Source organism: Vogesella lacus (genome assembly GCF_979366295.1).
Map to the genome: position 1 here is coordinate 181520 of NZ_CEETQT010000004.1, position 18418 is coordinate 199937.

At 61.7% G+C, this 18418-nt stretch carries 15 protein-coding genes and 1 pseudogene; 13 read left to right on the plus strand and 3 right to left on the minus strand.

The genetic code is table 11. The features are described from left to right. Positions 1 to 20 precede the first annotated feature (20 nt). On the minus strand, positions 21 to 281 hold the full coding sequence (locus ACZ9W6_RS06640) for a hypothetical protein (RefSeq protein WP_465190305.1): 261 nt from the start codon (positions 279 to 281) through the stop codon (positions 21 to 23). 215 nt (positions 282 to 496) lie between these two features. On the opposite strand from ACZ9W6_RS06640, the gene ACZ9W6_RS06645 reads away from it, so the two are divergent. The 7 genes from ACZ9W6_RS06645 (at position 497) to ACZ9W6_RS06675 (ending at position 9985) form a co-directional block, all read left to right on the plus strand. Then, positions 497 to 976, plus strand: coding sequence for a sigma-70 family RNA polymerase sigma factor (locus ACZ9W6_RS06645; RefSeq protein ID WP_465190306.1), 480 nt, complete (start codon positions 497 to 499; stop codon positions 974 to 976). After that, complete coding sequence (locus ACZ9W6_RS06650) at positions 976 to 1902, plus strand: FecR domain-containing protein (RefSeq protein WP_465190307.1); 927 nt, start codon at positions 976 to 978, stop codon at positions 1900 to 1902. The genes ACZ9W6_RS06645 and ACZ9W6_RS06650 overlap by 1 nt, the downstream gene beginning before the upstream one ends. 100 nt (positions 1903 to 2002) lie before the next feature. Further along, entirely contained in the window at positions 2003 to 4459 is a 2457-nt protein-coding gene (locus tag ACZ9W6_RS06655; RefSeq protein WP_465190308.1) for a TonB-dependent siderophore receptor, read from the plus strand. Between the two features lie 95 nt (positions 4460 to 4554). Further along, positions 4555 to 5835, plus strand: coding sequence for a PepSY-associated TM helix domain-containing protein (locus ACZ9W6_RS06660; RefSeq protein WP_465190309.1), 1281 nt, complete (start codon positions 4555 to 4557; stop codon positions 5833 to 5835). A gap of 168 nt (positions 5836 to 6003) precedes the next feature. After that, positions 6004 to 6495, plus strand: coding sequence for a sigma-70 family RNA polymerase sigma factor (locus tag ACZ9W6_RS06665; protein ID WP_465190310.1), 492 nt, complete (start codon positions 6004 to 6006; stop codon positions 6493 to 6495). Further along, positions 6488 to 7441 carry a FecR family protein gene (locus ACZ9W6_RS06670; RefSeq protein WP_465190311.1) on the plus strand — a complete coding sequence of 318 codons (954 nt, stop codon included), beginning with the start codon at positions 6488 to 6490 and terminating at the stop codon, positions 7439 to 7441. Before ACZ9W6_RS06665 ends, ACZ9W6_RS06670 begins: the two co-directional genes overlap by 8 nt. Before the next feature lie 42 nt (positions 7442 to 7483). Continuing rightward, the gene (locus ACZ9W6_RS06675; protein ID WP_465190312.1) at positions 7484 to 9985 is read left to right on the plus strand and encodes a TonB-dependent siderophore receptor; all 2502 of its coding nucleotides are present in this window, start codon (positions 7484 to 7486) and stop codon (positions 9983 to 9985) included. Positions 9986 to 10052: 67 nt separating this feature from the next. Here ACZ9W6_RS06675 and argH read toward each other — a convergent pair whose 3' ends face one another. Beyond that, entirely contained in the window at positions 10053 to 11435 is a 1383-nt protein-coding gene (gene argH / locus ACZ9W6_RS06680; protein ID WP_465190313.1) for an argininosuccinate lyase, read from the minus strand. Between the two features lie 171 nt (positions 11436 to 11606). Between argH and ACZ9W6_RS06685 the strand changes: the two genes are divergently transcribed. The 4 genes from ACZ9W6_RS06685 (at position 11607) to ACZ9W6_RS06700 (ending at position 16498) form a co-directional block, all read left to right on the plus strand. After that, entirely contained in the window at positions 11607 to 12113 is a 507-nt protein-coding gene (locus ACZ9W6_RS06685; protein ID WP_465190314.1) for a MarR family transcriptional regulator, read from the plus strand. 79 nt (positions 12114 to 12192) lie between these two features. Further along, positions 12193 to 13599 (plus strand): efflux transporter outer membrane subunit, encoded by a 1407-nt coding sequence (locus tag ACZ9W6_RS06690; protein WP_465190315.1) that lies wholly within the window; start codon positions 12193 to 12195, stop codon positions 13597 to 13599. A 157-nt stretch (positions 13600 to 13756) separates the two neighbouring features. After that, positions 13757 to 14944, plus strand: coding sequence for an EmrA/EmrK family multidrug efflux transporter periplasmic adaptor subunit (locus tag ACZ9W6_RS06695; protein ID WP_465190316.1), 1188 nt, complete (start codon positions 13757 to 13759; stop codon positions 14942 to 14944). Between the two features lie 9 nt (positions 14945 to 14953). Next, complete coding sequence (locus tag ACZ9W6_RS06700; protein ID WP_465190317.1) at positions 14954 to 16498, plus strand: DHA2 family efflux MFS transporter permease subunit; 1545 nt, start codon at positions 14954 to 14956, stop codon at positions 16496 to 16498. 70 nt (positions 16499 to 16568) lie between these two features. On the opposite strand, the gene ACZ9W6_RS06705 is transcribed toward ACZ9W6_RS06700, so the two are convergent. Beyond that, complete coding sequence (locus tag ACZ9W6_RS06705; RefSeq protein ID WP_465190318.1) at positions 16569 to 17108, minus strand: hemerythrin domain-containing protein; 540 nt, start codon at positions 17106 to 17108, stop codon at positions 16569 to 16571. 168 nt (positions 17109 to 17276) lie between these two features. Here ACZ9W6_RS06705 and ACZ9W6_RS06710 point away from each other — a divergent pair. Both ACZ9W6_RS06710 and ampD read left to right on the plus strand, forming a co-directional pair. After that, positions 17277 to 17654 (plus strand): annotated as a pseudogene (locus tag ACZ9W6_RS06710) (GNAT family N-acetyltransferase); the annotation flags it as partial. 99 nt (positions 17655 to 17753) lie between these two features. Then, positions 17754 to 18305, plus strand: a complete 552-nt coding sequence (ampD, locus tag ACZ9W6_RS06715) for a 1,6-anhydro-N-acetylmuramyl-L-alanine amidase AmpD (protein ID WP_465190469.1) — start codon at positions 17754 to 17756, stop codon at positions 18303 to 18305. Positions 18306 to 18418: the final 113 nt, after the last annotated feature.

An 18418-nucleotide genomic window follows, 5' to 3' on the forward strand; every position in this document is an offset into this window, starting at 1 on the left:
CTCATGGTGGTATCGGCAGATCAGCCGGCGCTGGCATCCTTCACGCACTTGCCGACAAAGCTGTTCTTGGCGGCACCAGCCAGCTTTTTCTCCTTGGCCTTGGCTTCGCAGCTGGTTTGCGCCGTGGCGGCCATGCTGTCTTTCTCGCACTTCTTGATGAAGCTGTTCTTGGCGGCACCGGCCAGTTTCTTCTCGGTGGCCTTGGCTTCACAAGCCGGGTTGGCGGCCATGGCGGTACCAGCGGTAAAGGCCAGCGCGGCCAGCAGGATCAGTTTACGCATGATGCTCCCTTTTCTCGGTCTGATTGTGGTGACACACCACAGGTGTGCCAAGCCAATATGCCGGCAAAACATGACAGTTTGCAATGCTGGCAATCAATCCTCGCGGCTCAGCATTTGCCTTGTGTGCTGGTGACAACGCCAGCCAGGCGAGTAAGCCATGGTAATGAGTTATTGATATTTGTTATCATTTGGTTTTCTATAAATTGGCGGCAGTCATGAGCACGACACTGGAGCACTGGTATCAGCAGCACCATCACTGGCTGCAAGGCTGGCTGGGCAAGCGACTGGGTTGCCGCCAGCAGGCTGCCGATCTGGCTCACGATACCTTCTTGCGCCTGCTGACGCGGCCGCAGCACAGTGACAGCCCACGCGCGCTGCTCAGCCATATCGCCCAGGGCTTGCTGGTAGACAAATGGCGGCGGCAGGATGTCGAGCGTGCCTATGCCGAGGCCGTTGCCACGCTGCCGCCGGCTCACGCGCCCTCGCCCGAAACCGCCCTGCAGGTGATCGACACCGTACTGCAGCTGGATGCCCTGCTGGCGGCCTTGCCGGCGCGCAGTCGCGAAGTCTTCTGGCTGGCGCAGATCGAAGAGCTGCCCTATGCCGACATCGCCCGCCGCCTCGGCATCTCGCTGGCCACCGTCAAGCGCCATCTGCGCGAGGCGCTGCTGCAATGCCTGCTGGTGCTGGACTGATGACTGCCCCCGACAAGCAAAGCCTCGTCGAGGCCGCCGATTGGCTGATCCGCCTGCAAGAAGCGCCCGATGATGCCGCCAGCCACGCCGCACTGGCGCGGTGGCGACAGCAAAGCGCGGCCAACGAAGCCGCCTGGCAAAAAGCCGGCCAGCTGCAAAGCCTGCTCGCCGGCGGCCGTCAGCCGCAAACCCGCCAGCTCTTGGCCAGCCTCAAGCCGACAAGCCGCCGGCGCGTCATCCGTGCCATGCTGCTGGCCGGCACGGTGCCGCTGGCCGGCTGGTGGGGCTGGCGCAGCAGCCAGCCCGCGCCCGACTACCACACTGCCGTCGGCGAACAAAAAACCTTTCGCCTTGCCGATGGTGGCCAGTTGCTGCTGAACACCGACAGCGCCGTGCGCCAGCACGACAGCCCGCAGCAGCGCGAGCTGCACCTCCTGCGCGGCGAGATCATCCTTGTCACCGGGCAAGACCCGCGCCCGCTCTACATCCGCACCCCCTTTGGCAGCCTGCAGCCCATCGGCACCCGCTTTGCCGTGCGGCTGGATGATGATGCGGCCAACCTTGTTGTCACCGAAGGCGCGGTCTTGCTGACACTGGCCAATGGCCAGCACAGCCGTGTCGAGGCCGGACACAGCCGCCGTTTTGATGGCCAGCAGCACATCCCACTTGGCGAAGCACCGGCACAGCAATTGGCCTGGACCCAAGGCCAGCTCTACGTCAGCAATTGGCCGCTGTCGCGGGTGCTGGCCGAGCTGTCACGCTACCGCGCCGGCAGCATCCGCTGCAGCGAGGACATCGCCACGCGGCGCGTCAGCGGCGTCTACTCGATACAGCGGCCGGATGATGCCCTGCAACTGCTGGCCCACAGCCACAGCCTGCAACACTACCGCCTCGGCCCCTGGCTAAGCTGGCTGACAGCCGCCTGAAAAATATTTTTGCCAAACGTGAGCCTTTGCCACGGCTGAAACGGCAAACACCGGACAGCTGCGTCATCAGGCGCGGCACCCCGGCAAACCCGTTTGTGAAATGAAAATGCACACCCAGCAAAACACCACCCTGCGCCCACTCGTCCTGGCCGTACACCTGTCACTGGCCGGCCTCGCCATCACCCTCGCCACGCCATCCGCCCACGCCGCCCCGGCGGCCAGCCAGCAAATCAGCCATTACCACCTGGCAGCCGGCCCGCTAGTCGATGTACTCGCCCGCTTTGCCGCCCAGGCCAAAGTCCAGCTGTCGCTGGACCCGGCGCAGATCGGCAAGCGCCCAAGCCCCGGCCTGCACGGCGACTACAGCGCCGATGCCGGCTTTGACAAACTGCTGGCCGGCAGCGGCTTTGCCGCCGTGCGCACCGCACAGGGCTACAGCATCAAGCCCGTCACCGAACTGCCCACGGTCAAAGTCAGCGCCACCGCCCCGGCTGCGGCCAACCCTGCCGTTGTTGCCCCCGGTGTGAATGAAGCTCAGCTGCCAACGGTGCGCGTCAGTGCTGCGGCCAACCCTGGTGGCAGTGAAGCGACCGCCACCAGCTCGGTAAAAGGCTACGTCGCCAAGCGCAGCGCCACGGCCACCAAGACCGACACGCCGATTGTGGAGACGCCGCGCAGCATTACCGTTGTTGGTACCACCGAGATGGCCAAACGTGGGGCGGATAATCTGAACGATGCCTTGGGATACGTGAGTGGCGTCACGCCCGACATTGGCGTAAGCGAGGCTAATTTCGCGTCTGGCAGTAGTCGTGGATTCAATATGCAAACCTTGCACGATGGCCTACCAACCTTTAAAACACCTTACGCACCGCCTAATTTCGAAATCTTTGGCATGGAGCGTGTCGAAGTGGTTCGTGGCGTCAGCGGTGCGCTATACGGGCAGAATGAACCGGGTGGCGTCGTCAATCTGGTGAGCAAGCGTCCGCAAGTCGATGCAGTGAGCGAGATCGGCCTGACGCTGGGCAATAACAATCTGCGCAAATTCAAAGCCGATCTGGGGGGCGAGCTGGCGGATACGTCGCACCAATGGCGACTGGTAGTCCAGCATCAGGAAAACGACTTCATCATCAAACCCACCAATAATGTCAGCCGCCGGGACTATCTGGCCCCCTCGTTGGCACTGAATCTGGGCGAAGACACCAAGTTGACGCTGCTGGCTAGCCATCACGATATCCGTAGCGGCGGCAACTCGGACGAGTATGTCGGTGCCAACCTTGAAATTACTGGTGTGACCAACGTCGAACCAAATTTTGAAAGTTATGATTTATTGCAACAGGGGATTGGGGCGGAGCTGGAACATCAACTGAACGATAACTGGACGTTCAAACAAAGCCTGCGCCAGCAGCGCGGCAAGCTCACGCAAAGCTACGTTTATGGCTGGGCATTCGGCTCGGCGGATGCCAATGGCGATTACAGCCGGGATGCGGAATTGCGCCACGATAAGCTGAACTATCTGACTAGCGACACGCACATCACCGGCAAGTTCAAAACCGGCGAACTGGCGCACACCCTGCTGCTGGGGGTGGATTACCTGCGCGGCCACAGTGAAGAGCGCACCTGGACTGATCCAGCCCCCGCTTTGAACATCTACAACCCGAAGTATTACCTGGATATCAAAGTGCCGACGACAGTCTGGCGACAAAGTGACACCGAGGTGCGCCGTGGTGGTGTCTACGTGCAAGACCAGATCAGCGTTGGTAACTGGCGAGTGCTGGCCGGTGTGCGCCATGATATCGATCGACAAAACAAGACCAATCGGCTGGACAATAGCAGCAGCTCGCGCAAAACCAGTGCCACCAGCTGGCAGTTGGGCAGCAGCTATGTACTGGGCAATGGTTGGGTACCCTTCTTCAACGCCGGAACTGCGTTTAACCCGCTGGATGGCAAAGATGTAAAAGGCCAGTTGTTCAAGCCGGAAACCAGCCAGCAATTCGAAATTGGTAGCAAATACCAGAGCGCAGACGGCAAGCAGTTCTTCTCGGCGGTGCTGTTTGACATTCGCAAGCAGAATGTTCAAACACCGGCACCGGGACAAACGAACGAATACGTCCAGACCGGCGAAGTGCATTCACGCGGGCTGGAGCTGGAGGCGCGCGTGCAGCCGCTCGATGGCTTGCAGCTGATTGCCAACTACAGCTACAACCCGGTGAAGATCAGCCGCAGCAACGACGGCAATCAGGGCAATTACCTGAACGATGCCCGCAAGCAGAAAGCCAGCCTGTGGGCTGAGTACACCTTGCAGCAAGGGACTCTGCGTGGGCTGGGGCTGGGCTTCGGGACGCGTTATCTGAGTGATGCGTTTGCTGGCGACAACAACACCGTCAAGACACCGGCGTACAGCGTGCACGACGCAGCGATCTGGTATCAGCACAAGGCATGGAATGGCCGCCTGAGTGTCAGCAACCTCAGCAACAAGCGCACACTTCGAAATGCTTCTTGGGGTGGGTATATGACCGTGCCGCGCGAAGTGAAGTTTGACCTCAGCTACAAGTTCTAAATACCACCTGTGGTAACGCATGCGGCCAACCTTCGCCAAGGTTGGCCGCATTGTCTTGGCCGGCCCCTTCATTACCCCGAATTCAAGCACCCATCATGCGCCATTATCTTGTTTTGCTGCACCGCTATGTCGGCCTGACCATGGCGGCGTTTTTGCTTATTGCCGGTGTCACCGGCAGCCTGCTTGTCTGGCATCAGGAGCTGGATGCCTCCCTTAACCCGGCCATGCTCAAGGCCACGCCGCCGACACCCGATGCCAGGTCGCTGGATCCCCTCGTGCTGCGCGACAAGGTGCTGGCGGCTTACCCGCAGGCGATGGCCGACTATGTGCCGCTCAAGATCAAGCCGGATGAAGCCGTCAACTTCTACCTGACTGGCAAGGAAGACCCCAAGACCCACCAGCATATCGAGCTGGCCGTCGATGATATCTACGTCAACCCCTACACCGGCGACATCACTGGTGCTCGCAAGTGGGAGGACTTCAGCCTGAACACCGCCAGCATCATGCCCTTCATCTACCAGCTGCATTACAGCCTGGTGCTGGGCGAATGGGGCTATCTGGCGATGGGTATTGTTGCGCTGTTGTGGACGCTCGATTGCCTGTGGGGTACCTACCTGACCTTCCCCGCACCGCAGCGCAAGAGCAAAACCGGCGAAGCCAGGGCAAATGGCAAAAGCTGGCTGGCGCGCTGGAAACCGTCATGGCAGATTCGCCGTGGCGGTGGCAGCTACAAGCTCAATTTCGATCTGCACCGCGCCGGAGCCTTGTGGCTGTGGCTGATGCTGCTGGTGATTGCCTGGAGTAGTGTGGCCTACAACCTGCGCAGCGAGGTGTACATCCCGGTGATGCACGCCGCCGGTTTTGACAGCCAGCGGCTGAAAGAAGCCAAGCCGGCACTGGCCGAAGAACAATTCGAACCGGGCCTGAGTTGGCCGCAAGCGCGCGAGATCGGTGCAAAACATATGCAGACACTCGCGCGTCAGCACGGCCTGTTGGTCTATGAAGCGAGCAATCTCAATTACAACCACCACAACGCCACCTTCAGCTACATAGCGCGCACCAGCGCCGACGTGTTCGACACCCGCGGTCAGACCGAGGTGATCTTCGACGCCAACACTGGTAAATATCTGCAGGCCTATCTGCCCTCTAGCCATACCGCGGGCGACACCGTCACCAACTGGCTGTTTGCACTGCATTCGGTCGAAGTGTGGGGCCTGCCGTATCGTCTGTTCATGACGGTATTTGGCATGGCGGTGGCGATGCTGTCGGTAACGGGCGTGTACATCTGGTGGAAGAAACGGGCAGGGCGGCAAAAGGCCGCGCAGAAGCAGGGGCAGGGCAAGGCGGCAGAGCCAGCGCTGGCGGCTGGCAGCTAAGGTAAAACGATGCGGCCAACCTTGAGAAAGGTTGGCCGCAAGGTGTCTTGTGTGACCAAATGCTGTTCAGTGTGTACTGGCTTTATATGGCGATTGATTGTTGCGACTCATTATCATTTCAATATAAGATTGCGCGGTTTTTCAACAAGCGTGGGCCAGCAAATGTCCTTGTCAGCAGAAGGAGTGTATCGCGAGCAGCATGTCTGGCTGGAGTCGTGGCTGACACGCAAGCTCAGCTGCCGCCATCAGGCTGCCGACATCGCCCACGATACCTTTGTCCGGCTATTGCAGTTGGGCGGGCAATTGTCTGCGCTGCAAGAGCCGCGTGCCTGGCTGACCACCACCGCCCGTCACCTCCTGATCGACCTTCGCCGCCGCCAGACGCTGGAGCAAGCCTGGCTGGCCGAGCTGGCGCATGACGACAATAGTAATCAACTGACACCAGAGCGGCTGCTGGCCGCCTTGCAGATGCTGGAAGGGCTGTTGCAATTGCTGGAAGGTGTACCAGCCAAGGCTGCCGAGGCTTTTGTGCGCCACTATCTGGATGGCGAGCCACAAGCGGCCATTGCCGCCAGTCTTGGCGTCTCTGAACGCATGGTGCGCAAATACCTGGTGCAAGTGCTGCTGCACTGCCAGCAATGGCAAGCAGCACATGGCTGATTACCCCCATCCGGACACGGCTGCCAGCCTTGCCGAGCAGGCTGCCGAATGGCTGGTGCTGCAGACGGTGGACGATGCCACCGCACGTCAATACTACCGGCAGGCGTTTGCCCGCTGGCAAGCGGCCAACCCCGCGCATGCCGCTGCCGCCCAACAGCTGCAAGCCATGCTGCAACCCTGGCAGGCGCTGCAGGACATCCCGCCCGCCGGCAACACCCTGCGCCGCGCATTGCGCGGTAAACGTCGCACCAGCTGGGCAGCCTTGTCCGCGTTGCCGCTGATCCTGTGGGCGCTGTGGCAACCGGCCTGGCTGGCCGACTATCACAGCACACCGGACGCCGCGCAGCGTATCAGCCTTAGCGATGGCAGTCGCCTCGAACTGCGCGGCCACGCCAGTCTGCAGGTCGAATTTGACTCGCAGCAAAGGCTGATCGAACAAGACGGCGGCGAGTTGCTGGTAGACGTTGGCCGCGACCGCCAGCGCCCCTTCATCATCCGCACCCGCCATGGCGAAATCCGCGCACTCGGTACCCGCTTTATCGTGCGCGACAGCCAGCAAGGCACCGAATTGCTGATGCTCGAATCACGCGTGGCACTCAGCCAGAGCGGCCAACAGCAGGCCATCGCCACGGCAGGCCAGCACTGGCTGTTATCGGTACAGGGCATCCGCCAGACTGGTCAACTTGACCAGCAAGAACAGCAACAGGCCTGGCAGCAAAACCTGCTGGTTGTGCATGACATCCCCTTGCCGCAAGTGCTGGCCGTCCTGCAAAACCATCTGCCGGGCTGGAGCCGCATCGACCACGCCGCACTGGCCGACATCCGTGTCAGCGCCGTGCTGCCATTGCAGCAGCCAGAACAATCGCTGCGTCTGCTGGCAAACACCTTGCCCGCCTTGCAGGTGCGCGAGCTGGGGCCGCTGCGCCTGATCAGCCGCCGCGATTAAAAAAATGGCGCGGGCAGTTCCGCTTTGTGATTTTGCTTCGTTATGGATAGTGATAGCGGCAGATTGGCCGCAACGCACTCATGGAAAAACAAGATGACAAGCAGACATCCGCGCAACACCCTGCGCCCGCTGGCCCTGGCCGTACACCTCGCCCTGGCCGTGGCGGTACTCACCCCGACCGCCCACGCCCAAGACCTGCAATGGCAGCTGCCGGCTGCCGAGCTGGCACAAAGCCTGCAACGCCTGGCCAGTCAGGCCAATATCGCGCTGGTGGTAGATAGCCGCCAGCTGCAAGGCAAACAGGCACCGGCGCTGCAAGGTAAGCTCAGTGCCGAGAAAGCCCTGGACACCCTGTTGGCCGGTAGCGGCTTTGCTGCCGTGCGCACCGCACAGGGCTACAGCATCAAGCCCGTCGCCGAACTGCCTGCGGTCAAAGTCAGCGCCACCGCCCCGTCTGCAGCCAACCCTACCGTTGTTGCGGCCGGTGTGAATGAAGCCCAGCTGCCGACGGTACGCGTCAGTGCTGCGGCCAACCTTGGCGGCAGTGAAGCCAGCGCCACCAGTCCGGTAAAAGGCTACGTCGCCAAGCGCAGCGCGACAGCGACCAAGACAGACACGCCGATTGTGGAGACACCGCAGTCGGTGTCGGTGGTCGGTGCTGAGGAAATCAAAGCTATCGGTGCGAAACGATTGCCAGAAGTACTGGGGTATACCCCGGGGATTATCAATTTATCTGGCAGTGATCCAACGACAGAGTCATTTGTCTTGCGAGGCTTTCAGCAACGCGGAAAGTCTCTGCGAGACGGATTGCCCTACGGTGGAGCCTGGGGTAATGGTGCTTACCAGGATGTTTATGGACTTGAACGGATCGAGTATCTGAAAGGTGCTGCGTCGGTCTTGTATGGTCAGCAAAGTCCTGGCGGGGTAGTCAACAGTGTCAGCAAGCGCCCAAGTGCAGGCATGGTGCAAGAACTGGTAGCCGAAGTGGGCAGTTTCAATCATCAAGGTGTAAAAGCAGATCTTGGTGGTGAAATTAATCAAGCACTGTTGTGGCGATTTACCGCTATGGCAAATCGTTCTGACTCACAAGTCGATTATGTAGATAGCGATCGTGTCTACTTGGCACCTAGTCTGCAATGGCAGCCGCTCTCGGGGACCCGCATTACCATATTGCCTTATTACCAGAAGAGTGATCTGGGCATGGAGTACCAAGTGCCCTATCTTGGTAGCGTTCAAGCCAATAAATGGGGAGAAATTCCAAGAAATCGTTTTTTGGGTGAACCAGATGAAGGTGATTTCCCGAATGAGAGCTGGGGGATAGGAGCAGAACTTGAGCATGATTTCGATGACCGAAACAAGCTGTCCGCAAGCTTTAGACTGAACCGGAATGCAGTTACCTGGAACTATTCGATGCCGATTCGGTTGGATGCGGATCAGCGGAGCTTGTACCGTTATGCCACACGTAATTACACGGCAAACGATGCCAATGCTAGCGGGGATGTACGTTTTGCCAAAAGGATTGACCTCAAAGGAACAAGTCATAAATTGCTCGTAGGCATTGATTACAGCAAAGAGCAGGTATCAACGCCAGAGGGTGTGTGGTCAACAGCGAACTTCGGTCCGATCGATCTATTCAATCCGATTTATGGGGGACAACCAGACTTCATCAAGACTGGCTTCCAGAATGGCAAATATGACTTTGAAAATCATGGAGCAGGCATATACCTGCAAGATCAGATTAGTGCGGGGCAGCAGTGGCGAATTCTGCTTGGTGGGCGGCAAAGCTGGGTTAAGCAGATCGATAACGTTTCCAGACAAGTACAGCGCAACCAGCAATTCAGCGCCAACGCCGGAGTAGTTTATCTGGGCGCTAACGGCATCTCGCCCTACGCCAGCTTCAGCCAGTCATTCCAGCAGGAAATCGGCAAGCTGCAAGACGGCAGTGCAATGAAGCCGACCGAGGGCGAGCAGTTTGAAGCAGGTATTCGCTGGCAGCCGCGCGGCGAAGATGGCCCGCTGCTGTCGCTGTCCACCTACCAGCTAACCAAGACCAATGTGGCCAAGAGTGATCCGGCTAACCCTAGTTATTCGATCCAGGTAGGTGCCATCCGTTCACGCGGCATCGAGCTGGAAGCCAAGGGCTCGTTCACCAAGCATCTGTCTGGCAGCATCGGCTACGCCTATACCGATGCGCGCACCACGCGCAGCACCACGGCCAGCGAAATTGGCCAACGCACTGGGGGCGTACCGCTGCATCAGGCCTCGGCGTGGCTGGATGTCGATGGCGGCTTGTTTAATCTGACGGGTTTGAAGTTGGGTGCTGGCGTGCGTTATGTCGGTGATTTGCCAATCGAAGGCCAAACTTTCAGCGCGCCAGCCAATACCGAGTTGGATGCACGTCTGCAATACAAGCTGCGCAACTGGCAATACGACCTGAACGTGACCAACTTGCTGGATAAGGTCGGCTACACCAACTGCGCCTGGGGGCGTTGTGGCTTTACCAAGGCCCGCACCATCACCGGTTCGGTGGCGTATCGCTTCTAAGCGGATAGTTTCAATTAACTAGCCATATGCATGCGGCCAACCCTTGCCAAGGTTGGCCGCAAGTCTTTTAGCCAGCCAGGCGCGCGCGGTGGCGGGCGATCTGGGCGCGCACCTGATTTGGCGCGGTGCCGCCGACGTGGTCGCGCTGGGCGAGGCTGCCTTCCGGCGTCAGCACGGTAAACACGTCCTGCTCGATCAGCGTGCTGAAGGTGCGCAGGGTGTCGAGGCTGAGGTCGGCGATGTCCACGCCTTGCTGTTCGGCGTGGCGCACGGTCAAGGCAACGACTTCGTGGCTGTCGCGGAACGGCATGCCTTTTTTCACCAGATAGTCGGCAAGGTCAGTGGCGGTGGCGAAGCCTTGCAGCACGGCGGCCCGCATCGCCTCTTTCTTCACGGTGATGCCGCGCATCATGTCGGCGTAGATGCGCAGGGTGTCGATCAGCGTGTCGGCGGTGTCGAACAGCGGTTCCTTGTCTTCCTGGTTGTCCTTGTTGTAGGCCAGCGGCTGTGCCTTCATCAGGGTCACCAGCGAAATCAGGCTGCCGACCACACGGCCGGCCTTGCCGCGTACCAGCTCCGGCACGTCCGGGTTTTTCTTCTGCGGCATGATGGAGCTGCCGGTGCAGAAGCGGTCGGCGATGTCGATGAAGCCGACGCGCGGGCTCATCCACAGGATCAGCTCTTCCGACAGGCGGCTCAAATGCACCATCACCAAGCTGGCGGCGGCGGTGAATTCGATGGCGAAGTCACGGTCGGAGACGGCATCCAGCGAGTTGTGGCACACGTCGTCAAAGCCCAACAGCTGCGCGGTGTAGTGGCGGTCGATCGGGAAGGTGGTGCCGGCAAGGGCAGCAGCGCCCAGCGGCAGGCGATTCACGCGCTTGCGGCAGTCCGTCATGCGCTCGGCGTCACGACCCAGCATCTCGACATAGGCCAGCATGTGGTGGCCGAAGGTCACAGGCTGGGCGACTTGCAGATGGGTGAAGCCCGGCATCACGGTGTCGGCATTGGCCTCGGCCAGATCCAACAGACTGGTCTGCAACTCGGCAATCAGCGCGGTGATGATGTCGATTTGCGCGCGCAGCCACAGGCGGATATCGGTGGCGACCTGGTCGTTACGGCTGCGGCCGGTGTGCAGGCGCTTGCCGGCATCGCCGATCTTGTCGGTCAGGCGGCGCTCGACGTTCATGTGCACGTCTTCAAGATCGACGCTCCAGTCGAAATTGCCGGCGCGGATGTCGGCGATGATCTCGCTCATGCCCTGACGGATGGCGGCCAGATCGCCATCGGACAGCACGCCGGACTTGTTCAGCATGGCGGCATGCGCCAGTGAACCTTCGATATCGAACTCGGCCAAACGTTGATCAAACTCGACCGAGGCTGTGTATTTCTTGACCAGTTCGGAAACCGGCTCGGAGAAACGGCCGGACCAGGCGTGCGCGTCTTGCATGTTGCGGGTGTCCCAAAGTTGTAAGTTTTTGACGAATCTGGGCAAGGATTATAGGCGCAGCCCGAGCCTGCGGCCAACGTTGGCCGCAATACCACAGTTTGCCGGCCTTCTCTGCGACAGAAGGCGGCAGTTTTCTTGTTGAAATTAGTAACGGACGTTATTATTTTGCCCATGTCGGAATTGAAACTCCCCAGCTTTCAGGCGTGTGAAATCGCCAGCGATACCATCGCCGCCAAAATCCCCGGTTCCCCGCGCCAGGAAGTCATGCTGACGCGGCTCTACTACCATATCCAGCCTTTCATGAGCGCCTACTTCAACGAGGCGCTCAAGGCTTATGGCATGAACGAGACGACCTGGATGGCGTTGATGGTGCTGTATTCGCAGCCCGAGCCACACATCAGCCCGTCCGATCTGTCGGCGGCGCTGGCGTTTTCGCGTACCAATGCCACCCGTGTGGTGGATGACCTGTGCGAGCGCGGCCTGATGCGGCGCGAGCCATCGCAACAGGACAGACGCAAGACCGAGCTGTGGCTGACCGATGCCGGAGAAGCTTTCATCCACGAGGTGATGCCGCTGCAACGCGAGCGGCTGCGCCAGTTGTGGACCGATTTCAGTGAAGAAGAAAAACAGCTGCTGGATGGCCTGCTGCGCAAATTGCTGCAGCGCCTCGGTGGCTAGACAGACTGGCCAAGCCAGCATCGAACCGGCCTGCGTGCCGGTTCTTTTATCAGCAATTAGTAACGCAGGTGATCATTACATGCGGAATCAGATAGGCAGGCGCTTGCGCCCCTTGTTCGTGCTGTCGCCCCTGTTGCTGGCGGCCTGCGCGACGCCTGGTGTGTCCCCACCACAGGCAAATCTCATCCAGGCCGAGGCCTTGCAACTGCAAACGGCCAAGGTGCCCGGCAACTGGTGGCAACAGCTGCACGACCCGGTGCTGGATGCGCTGCTGGCGCGTGCCATCCAGCAACATCCACGCCTGGATATGGCAGCGGCGCGTCAGCGTGCGGCCGAGGCCGGTATGGAGCTGGCCGCCAGCGGCAGTGGCTGGCGCGTCAATGGCCAGGCCAGTGTCAGTCGCGATCGCAGCTCGGAGTTCGGCAACAACCCGCCGCAATATCGTGGTCAGTGGACCAGCCTGAATACGCTGGGGCTAGAGCTGTCGTGGCGCAGCGACTTCTGGGGCAAGACCGCCGCCAGGCTGGCCGCCAGTCGCGGTCAGGCGGCTGCCGCCGGCTTTGAACTGGCCGATGCGCAGCAATGGCTGGTATGGGCGATTGCCAGCCAGTATGTCGAGTGGCGCAGCGCCGCGCGGCAGCAGGCCATGCTGGCCGAGGATGTGCGGCTGGCCGAGGCGCAGCGCGCCATCAGCCTGAGCCGGCAAAAGCTTGGCCTGGCCGCGCCGGACGAGCTGGCCCAGCTCGATGCCCAGCTGGCCGAGAGCCGCGAGCGGCAGGAACGCAGCCGCTTCCGGCTGGCGCAGGCCGTCAATGCGCTGTCCGCGCTGTCCGGCCAAGCTGCTGGCGATATCCAGCGCCTGCCGGCCGCCGATGTGCCGGACTGGCAGCTCGATACCGCCGGCTGGCACAGCAATCTTTTGGGGCAAAGGCCAGATCTGGCTGCCGCGCGCGAGCGGGTCGAAGCCGCTGCGGCCAACATCAAGATGGCGCGTGCCGCCTACTACCCGGACTTCAGCCTGAATGCGCTGTTGTCGCTGTCGGCATCCGACCTTGGCGATCTGCTGCGCCCCGGCGCACGCCTGCTGCATCTGGCCCCGGCCTTGAGCCTGCCGATTTTCAGCAATGGCGAGCTGGATGCGCGCCTGTCGGTCAGCCATGCCGATTATCAGCAGGCCGTCGCGGTGTACAACCAGACGCTGCTGAACGCGATGCAGGAAAGCGCCGACCGTCTGGCGCAGCTGCAGGCGATGCGCGGCGCCGAAACGCAGGGCCGCCAGCAGTTGGCCGCACGCGAACAGGCGCTGGCGATTGCCGACAGCCGTCTGGCTACTGGCCTCGCCGGCAAGGGTCAGCAGCTGGCCGAGCAGCGCCGCGTACTGCAAAGCCGGCTGAGCCTGCTGGAAACCCGTAGCCAGCGTCTGCAAGCCCAGGCCGCGCTGTTGCGCGCGCTGGGTAGTTCTGTCGAATTCAATAAACCCGTCTGAGGGTAGCTTCACGCGCTGCGGCGCGGCACCGGTACTGCGTCAACAACGGCTGCGACATGCTCATTTGTCTTGGGCAAATTCCGCTGCTGTCGACGGGTTCCGGTCTGGTTCGCCAGCGCGTGAAGAGACTCTGGGATAGCTCAAGCCGGACAAGAAAATGGAAAACCAAACTCCCGAAAATAATGGTCGCCGCCGCGCCTTGCAGCGGCTGACCCAGATTGTCATCGTGCTGGCCCTGTTGGGCACCGCCTACTGGTGGCTGGCACTGCGCAATCACCAGAGCACCGACGACGCCTATGTCGCCGGCAATGTGATTCCGGTCTCCAGCCAGATCGCCGGCAATGTGCGCACGGTGCTGGTGGATGAACACCAGATGGTGAAGGCTGGCGATCTGCTGCTGAGCCTGGATGACAACGACGCCCGTCTGGCGCTGGCGCGTGCCGAGGCCGATCTGGCCCAGGCCGTGCGCCAGACTCGCCAGCTGATTTCGGTCAGTGGCAAGTCTGATGCCCAAGTCGTGGTGCGCGAGGCTGAAGTCAGCCGCGCGCGTGCCGAGCTGGAGCGCGTCGAGGGCGACCTCAAGCGCCGCGAAGCCGCACTGAAAGAGCAGGCAGTGTCGCTGGAAGAAGTGCAGCATGCGCGTGATGCGGCCAACAGTGCGCGCGCCGCGCTGGCCGCAGCCGAATCAGCCCTGACCGCCGCGCGTGAAGAGCAGAAGGCCAGTCGCGCGCTGGTGCTGTCCGACAGCGCCGAAAAACAGCCGGCAGTTGCCCGTGCCGCCGCCGCCGTGCGCGAGGCGATGCTGGCCGTAGCGCGCACCGAGGTGCGTGCGCCGGTTGCCGGCCAGATTGCCAAGCGTAGCGCCCAGCCGGGTGCACGCGTGCAAGCCGGTACGCCGCTGCTGGCGGTGGTGCCGCTGGACAAGCTGTGGGTGGACGCCAACTTCAAGGAAGTGCAGCTGCATGAATTGCGCATCGGTCAGCCGGTAGTGCTGGAGGCCGATCTCTACGGCAGCGATGTCGAATATCACGGCACCGTGGCCGGCTTTGCCGCCGGCACCGGCAGCGCCTTCTCGCTGCTGCCGCCGCAAAACGCCACCGGCAACTGGATCAAGGTGGTGCAGCGCGTACCGGTACGCATCAATCTGGACAGCGCCGAGCTGGCCAAACATCCGCTGCGCGTTGGCCTGTCGATGACGGCCAAGGTCGATACCAGCAAGCAGGAGGGTGCCTTGCTGGCCAATGCCAAGGCGGATCCGGCGCTGGCGACCAAGGTGTTTGATGCGCAGCTGGCGCGTGCCGATGCCCGTGTTGCCGAAATCGTTGCGGCCAACCTTGGCAAGTAAGGAGGCCGCATGAGCCACCCCCCGCTCGAAGGTCGTGCCAGAACGCTGGTGACCTTCGCCCTGTCGCTGGCCACCTTCATGCAGGTGCTGGACACCACCATTGCCAACGTGGCGATTCCGACCATCGCCGGCGATCTCGGTGCCTCGACCACCCAGGGTACCTGGGTGATCACCTCGTTTGGCGTGGCCAATGCGATTTCGGTGCCGATTACCGGCTGGCTGGCCAAGCGCTTTGGCGAAGTAAAGCTGTTCATGCTGGCGACGCTGGGCTTCGTGCTGTCCTCGCTGCTGTGCGGCCTCGCGCCCAGCCTGGAATGGCTGATCCTGTTCCGTGTGCTGCAGGGCGCGCTGGCCGGGCCGATGATTCCGCTGTCGCAGAGTTTGCTGCTGCAGAGTTATCCGCCGGACAAGCGCGGCCTGGCCATGGCCTTGTGGACGATGACCATCATCGTCGCGCCGATTTTCGGGCCGATTCTCGGTGGCTGGATTTCGGACAACTGGCACTGGAGCTGGATCTTCTTCATCAATGTGCCGGTCGGCATGCTCGCCTGCTGGCTGGCCTGGGGCCTCTTGCGCGAGCGCGAAACCGCCACCTTGCAGCTGCCTATCGACAAGCTTGGCCTGATCCTGCTGGTGTTGGGCGTTGGCTGTCTGCAGATGATGCTGGATCGCGGCAAGGAGCTGGACTGGTTCCACTCGGCCGAAATCATCGCCTATGGCGTGGTGGCGCTGCTGAGCCTCAGCTATCTGGTGATCTGGGAGCTGCATGACGACCATCCGGTGATCGACCTGTCGCTGTTCCGCGACCGCAACTTCACCGTCGGGGTGATCGCCATCAGCATCAGCTTCATGCTGTATTTTGGCGCCATCGTCATGCTGCCGCTGCTGATGCAGACCCAGCTGGGTTACACCGCCACCGAGGCTGGCCTTGCCACCGCACCGATCGGCATTCTGCCGGTGTTGCTGTCGCCGCTGATCGGCAAGAACGCGCACCGGCTTGATATGCGCAAGGTGGTGACGATCAGCCTGTTGATGTTTGCCTTCTGCTTCTGGTGGCGTTACGCGACCTTCAACCCCGGCATGACCTTTGCCGATCTGGCCTGGCCGCAGTTTGTGCAGGGTATCGCGCTTGCCGGCTTCTTCATGCCGCTGACGCAGATCACGCTGTCGAATATCAAGCCGCAGCAGCTGGCCAGTGCCGCCAGTCTGTCCAACTTCCTGCGCACGCTGGCCGGTTCGATCGGCGCTTCGGTATTCATCTGGCAGTGGGAGCAGCGCGAGGCGGTGCACCATGTGCAGCTGAGCGAGCACGTGAGTCTGTACGACGAAGCCACGCGCCAGGCGCTGGCCGCGATGCAGCAGGCCGGCCTGAGTCTGGAGCAGGCGGCGGCGACGCTGGCGCGTGATGTCACGCGTCAGGGCATGTTCATCGGCGCCAACGAGCTGTTCCTCGCCTGTAGTGTGCTGTTCTTGATGGTGACGGCGCTGGTGTGGCTGTCAAAGCCGGTGAAGCCGCAAGCCGGGCAGGCCGCGCCGGTCGACGCCGGCCATTGATCAGGTTTATTCCCTGGCCCGTGTGGCAACCGCACTACCGCCTTGGTAGTGCGGTTTTTTTTTTGGCGCTTCAGTTGTCGTACTTGCTGCCGCGGCGCGCGGCCATGCGTTTGCCGGCGGCGGCCAGCTCGTCTTCGCTGATCAGGCGGCTGGCGGTGGGGAACAGCCATTGTTCTTCACGCGCCGCGTGTTCGCGGTACAGCCGCGCGAATTCCTGCAGTTCGCTGGCGGTAATGCCGTCGATCTCGCCACGGCTGAAAGCCAGCAGGTCGTCGCGAATCGCGTTCCAGCGCGAGTGCAGATAGCCGTGTTCGCCCAAGAGTTGTTCGATTTTCGGTGCCGACTCGGGCAGGCGTTCGAGAATCAGCGGAAACAGCTCGTCTTCTTCGTCCTGATGATGGGCGGGGCCGGCGAGGTCGAAATAACGCACGATGCCGTCTATGGTGTTGATCGCCGCCTGACTGCGGCCGTGTTCGGCCAGATAGGCGGGCAGGGCATCAAGTTGGCCGCAAAAACGGCGCACCTTGTCGTGGCAGGCATACAGCATGTCCAGCGGCTCGTCGAAACTCGGCGCGGCCACCGAGGCGGCGAGGGCATCCAGGCTCAGCATGGCAGAACTCCTTGGTAAACGGATGAGAGGGCCTGCCCCGGCGGGTTTGACGGGCAGCGCAGTGTGGCAATATGCGGCAAATTGTCGGCGGCTTTGCTGATCAGGCGCAATATTGGTGAATATCGGCCAATGCAGTACATTGGCCGCATCGCCCACACAGGAATCATCATGCCGCCGTTTACCGTTGCGCCGCTGGCGCAGGATGCCGCCAGCCTTGCCGCCGCCCTGCAATTGCACGATGCCGCGCACCAGCTCGAATGCAGCTGGCTGGCCTATCCGGCGCTGCCAAGATTGTGGGGATGCGCCGACGATATCCGCGTGACGCCACGGGTGCTGGCGGTGCATGACGCGGCCGGGCAGCTGTGCGCGCTGCTGGCGGCCGAGCCGCGCGGCAGCGGCCATTACGACATCAGCCGGCTGCTGACCGACCCGGCGCGGCTGGGCGAGGGCTGGGCCGGGCGCTTGCTGCACCATCTGTTGGCCGAGGCCGACAAGGTGACGGTGATGACGGCTGCGGCCAACCTTGCCGCCTTGCGTTGTTATGGCAAGGCCGGCTTTGTGCCGACGCATCCGCATCAGGCCGGCACCAGCGATGGCCTGCAGCTGCAATATCTGGCGTGGACGCGTGACGACAGCCAGCCTGTGCTGACGCTGGCGGCCGATGGCTGGGTGCGCGAGGCGCAGCAGCTGCCGTCGCCGAATCACGACAGTTATCCACAGCCGGCGACGCCGCTGCTACTTATCCACAATATCAGCCTGCCGCCGTATCAATATGGCGGCGATGGCGTGGCGCGGCTGTTCAGCAATACGCTGGATGAGGACGCTCATCCGTTTTACCGCGAGATCAGCCATCTGCGCGTGTCCTGCCATTTCTTCATCCGCCGCGACGGCAGCCTGCTGCAGTTTGTCTCGACACGACAGCGCGCCTGGCATGCCGGTGCCTCGCAATGGCGTGGCCGCGAGCGCTGCAATGACTTCTCGCTGGGCATTGAACTCGAAGGCTGCGACTTCGAGCCTTTCGACCAGCGGCAGTACCGCATGCTGGCCGCACTGGTGGCCCTGCTGGAGCGCGACTGCGGCGTGACGGCAATCAGCGGCCACGAGCACGTCGCGCCGGGGCGCAAGACCGACCCCGGCCCGTATTTCGACTGGACAAGGTTGGCTGCCAGCGTCGGCCGGCCGTTGCCCGAGCTATAAGCGTCGCTGGCCAGACCGTTGTGCCCGGTGGGTGGGGATTGTTGCCCGCGCTAAAACGTGGCGGTTTGATCCGGCAGCAGGTCGTTGCTGTCTGGCGGGTTTATGCTGGTGTT

Bases quoted from the DNA above. Each gene is read 5' to 3' on its own strand.
- ACZ9W6_RS06650 (WP_465190307.1), top strand. From the start codon at position 976: ATGACTGCCCCCGACAAGCAAAGCCTCGTCGAGGCCGCCGATTGGCTG.
- ACZ9W6_RS06685 (WP_465190314.1), top strand. From the start codon at position 11,607: ATGTCGGAATTGAAACTCCCCAGCTTTCAGGCGTGTGAAATCGCCAGC.
- ACZ9W6_RS06645 (WP_465190306.1), top strand. From the start codon at position 497: ATGAGCACGACACTGGAGCACTGGTATCAGCAGCACCATCACTGGCTG.
- argH (WP_465190313.1), bottom strand. From the start codon at position 11,435: ATGCAAGACGCGCACGCCTGGTCCGGCCGTTTCTCCGAGCCGGTTTCC.
- ACZ9W6_RS06675 (WP_465190312.1), top strand. From the start codon at position 7,484: ATGGATAGTGATAGCGGCAGATTGGCCGCAACGCACTCATGGAAAAAC.
- ACZ9W6_RS06640 (WP_465190305.1), bottom strand. From the start codon at position 281: ATGCGTAAACTGATCCTGCTGGCCGCGCTGGCCTTTACCGCTGGTACC.
- ACZ9W6_RS06700 (WP_465190317.1), top strand. From the start codon at position 14,954: ATGAGCCACCCCCCGCTCGAAGGTCGTGCCAGAACGCTGGTGACCTTC.
- ACZ9W6_RS06655 (WP_465190308.1), top strand. From the start codon at position 2,003: ATGAAAATGCACACCCAGCAAAACACCACCCTGCGCCCACTCGTCCTG.
- ACZ9W6_RS06670 (WP_465190311.1), top strand. From the start codon at position 6,488: ATGGCTGATTACCCCCATCCGGACACGGCTGCCAGCCTTGCCGAGCAG.
- ACZ9W6_RS06660 (WP_465190309.1), top strand. From the start codon at position 4,555: ATGCGCCATTATCTTGTTTTGCTGCACCGCTATGTCGGCCTGACCATG.
- ACZ9W6_RS06690 (WP_465190315.1), top strand. From the start codon at position 12,193: ATGCGGAATCAGATAGGCAGGCGCTTGCGCCCCTTGTTCGTGCTGTCG.
- ACZ9W6_RS06695 (WP_465190316.1), top strand. From the start codon at position 13,757: ATGGAAAACCAAACTCCCGAAAATAATGGTCGCCGCCGCGCCTTGCAG.
- ACZ9W6_RS06705 (WP_465190318.1), bottom strand. From the start codon at position 17,108: ATGCTGAGCCTGGATGCCCTCGCCGCCTCGGTGGCCGCGCCGAGTTTC.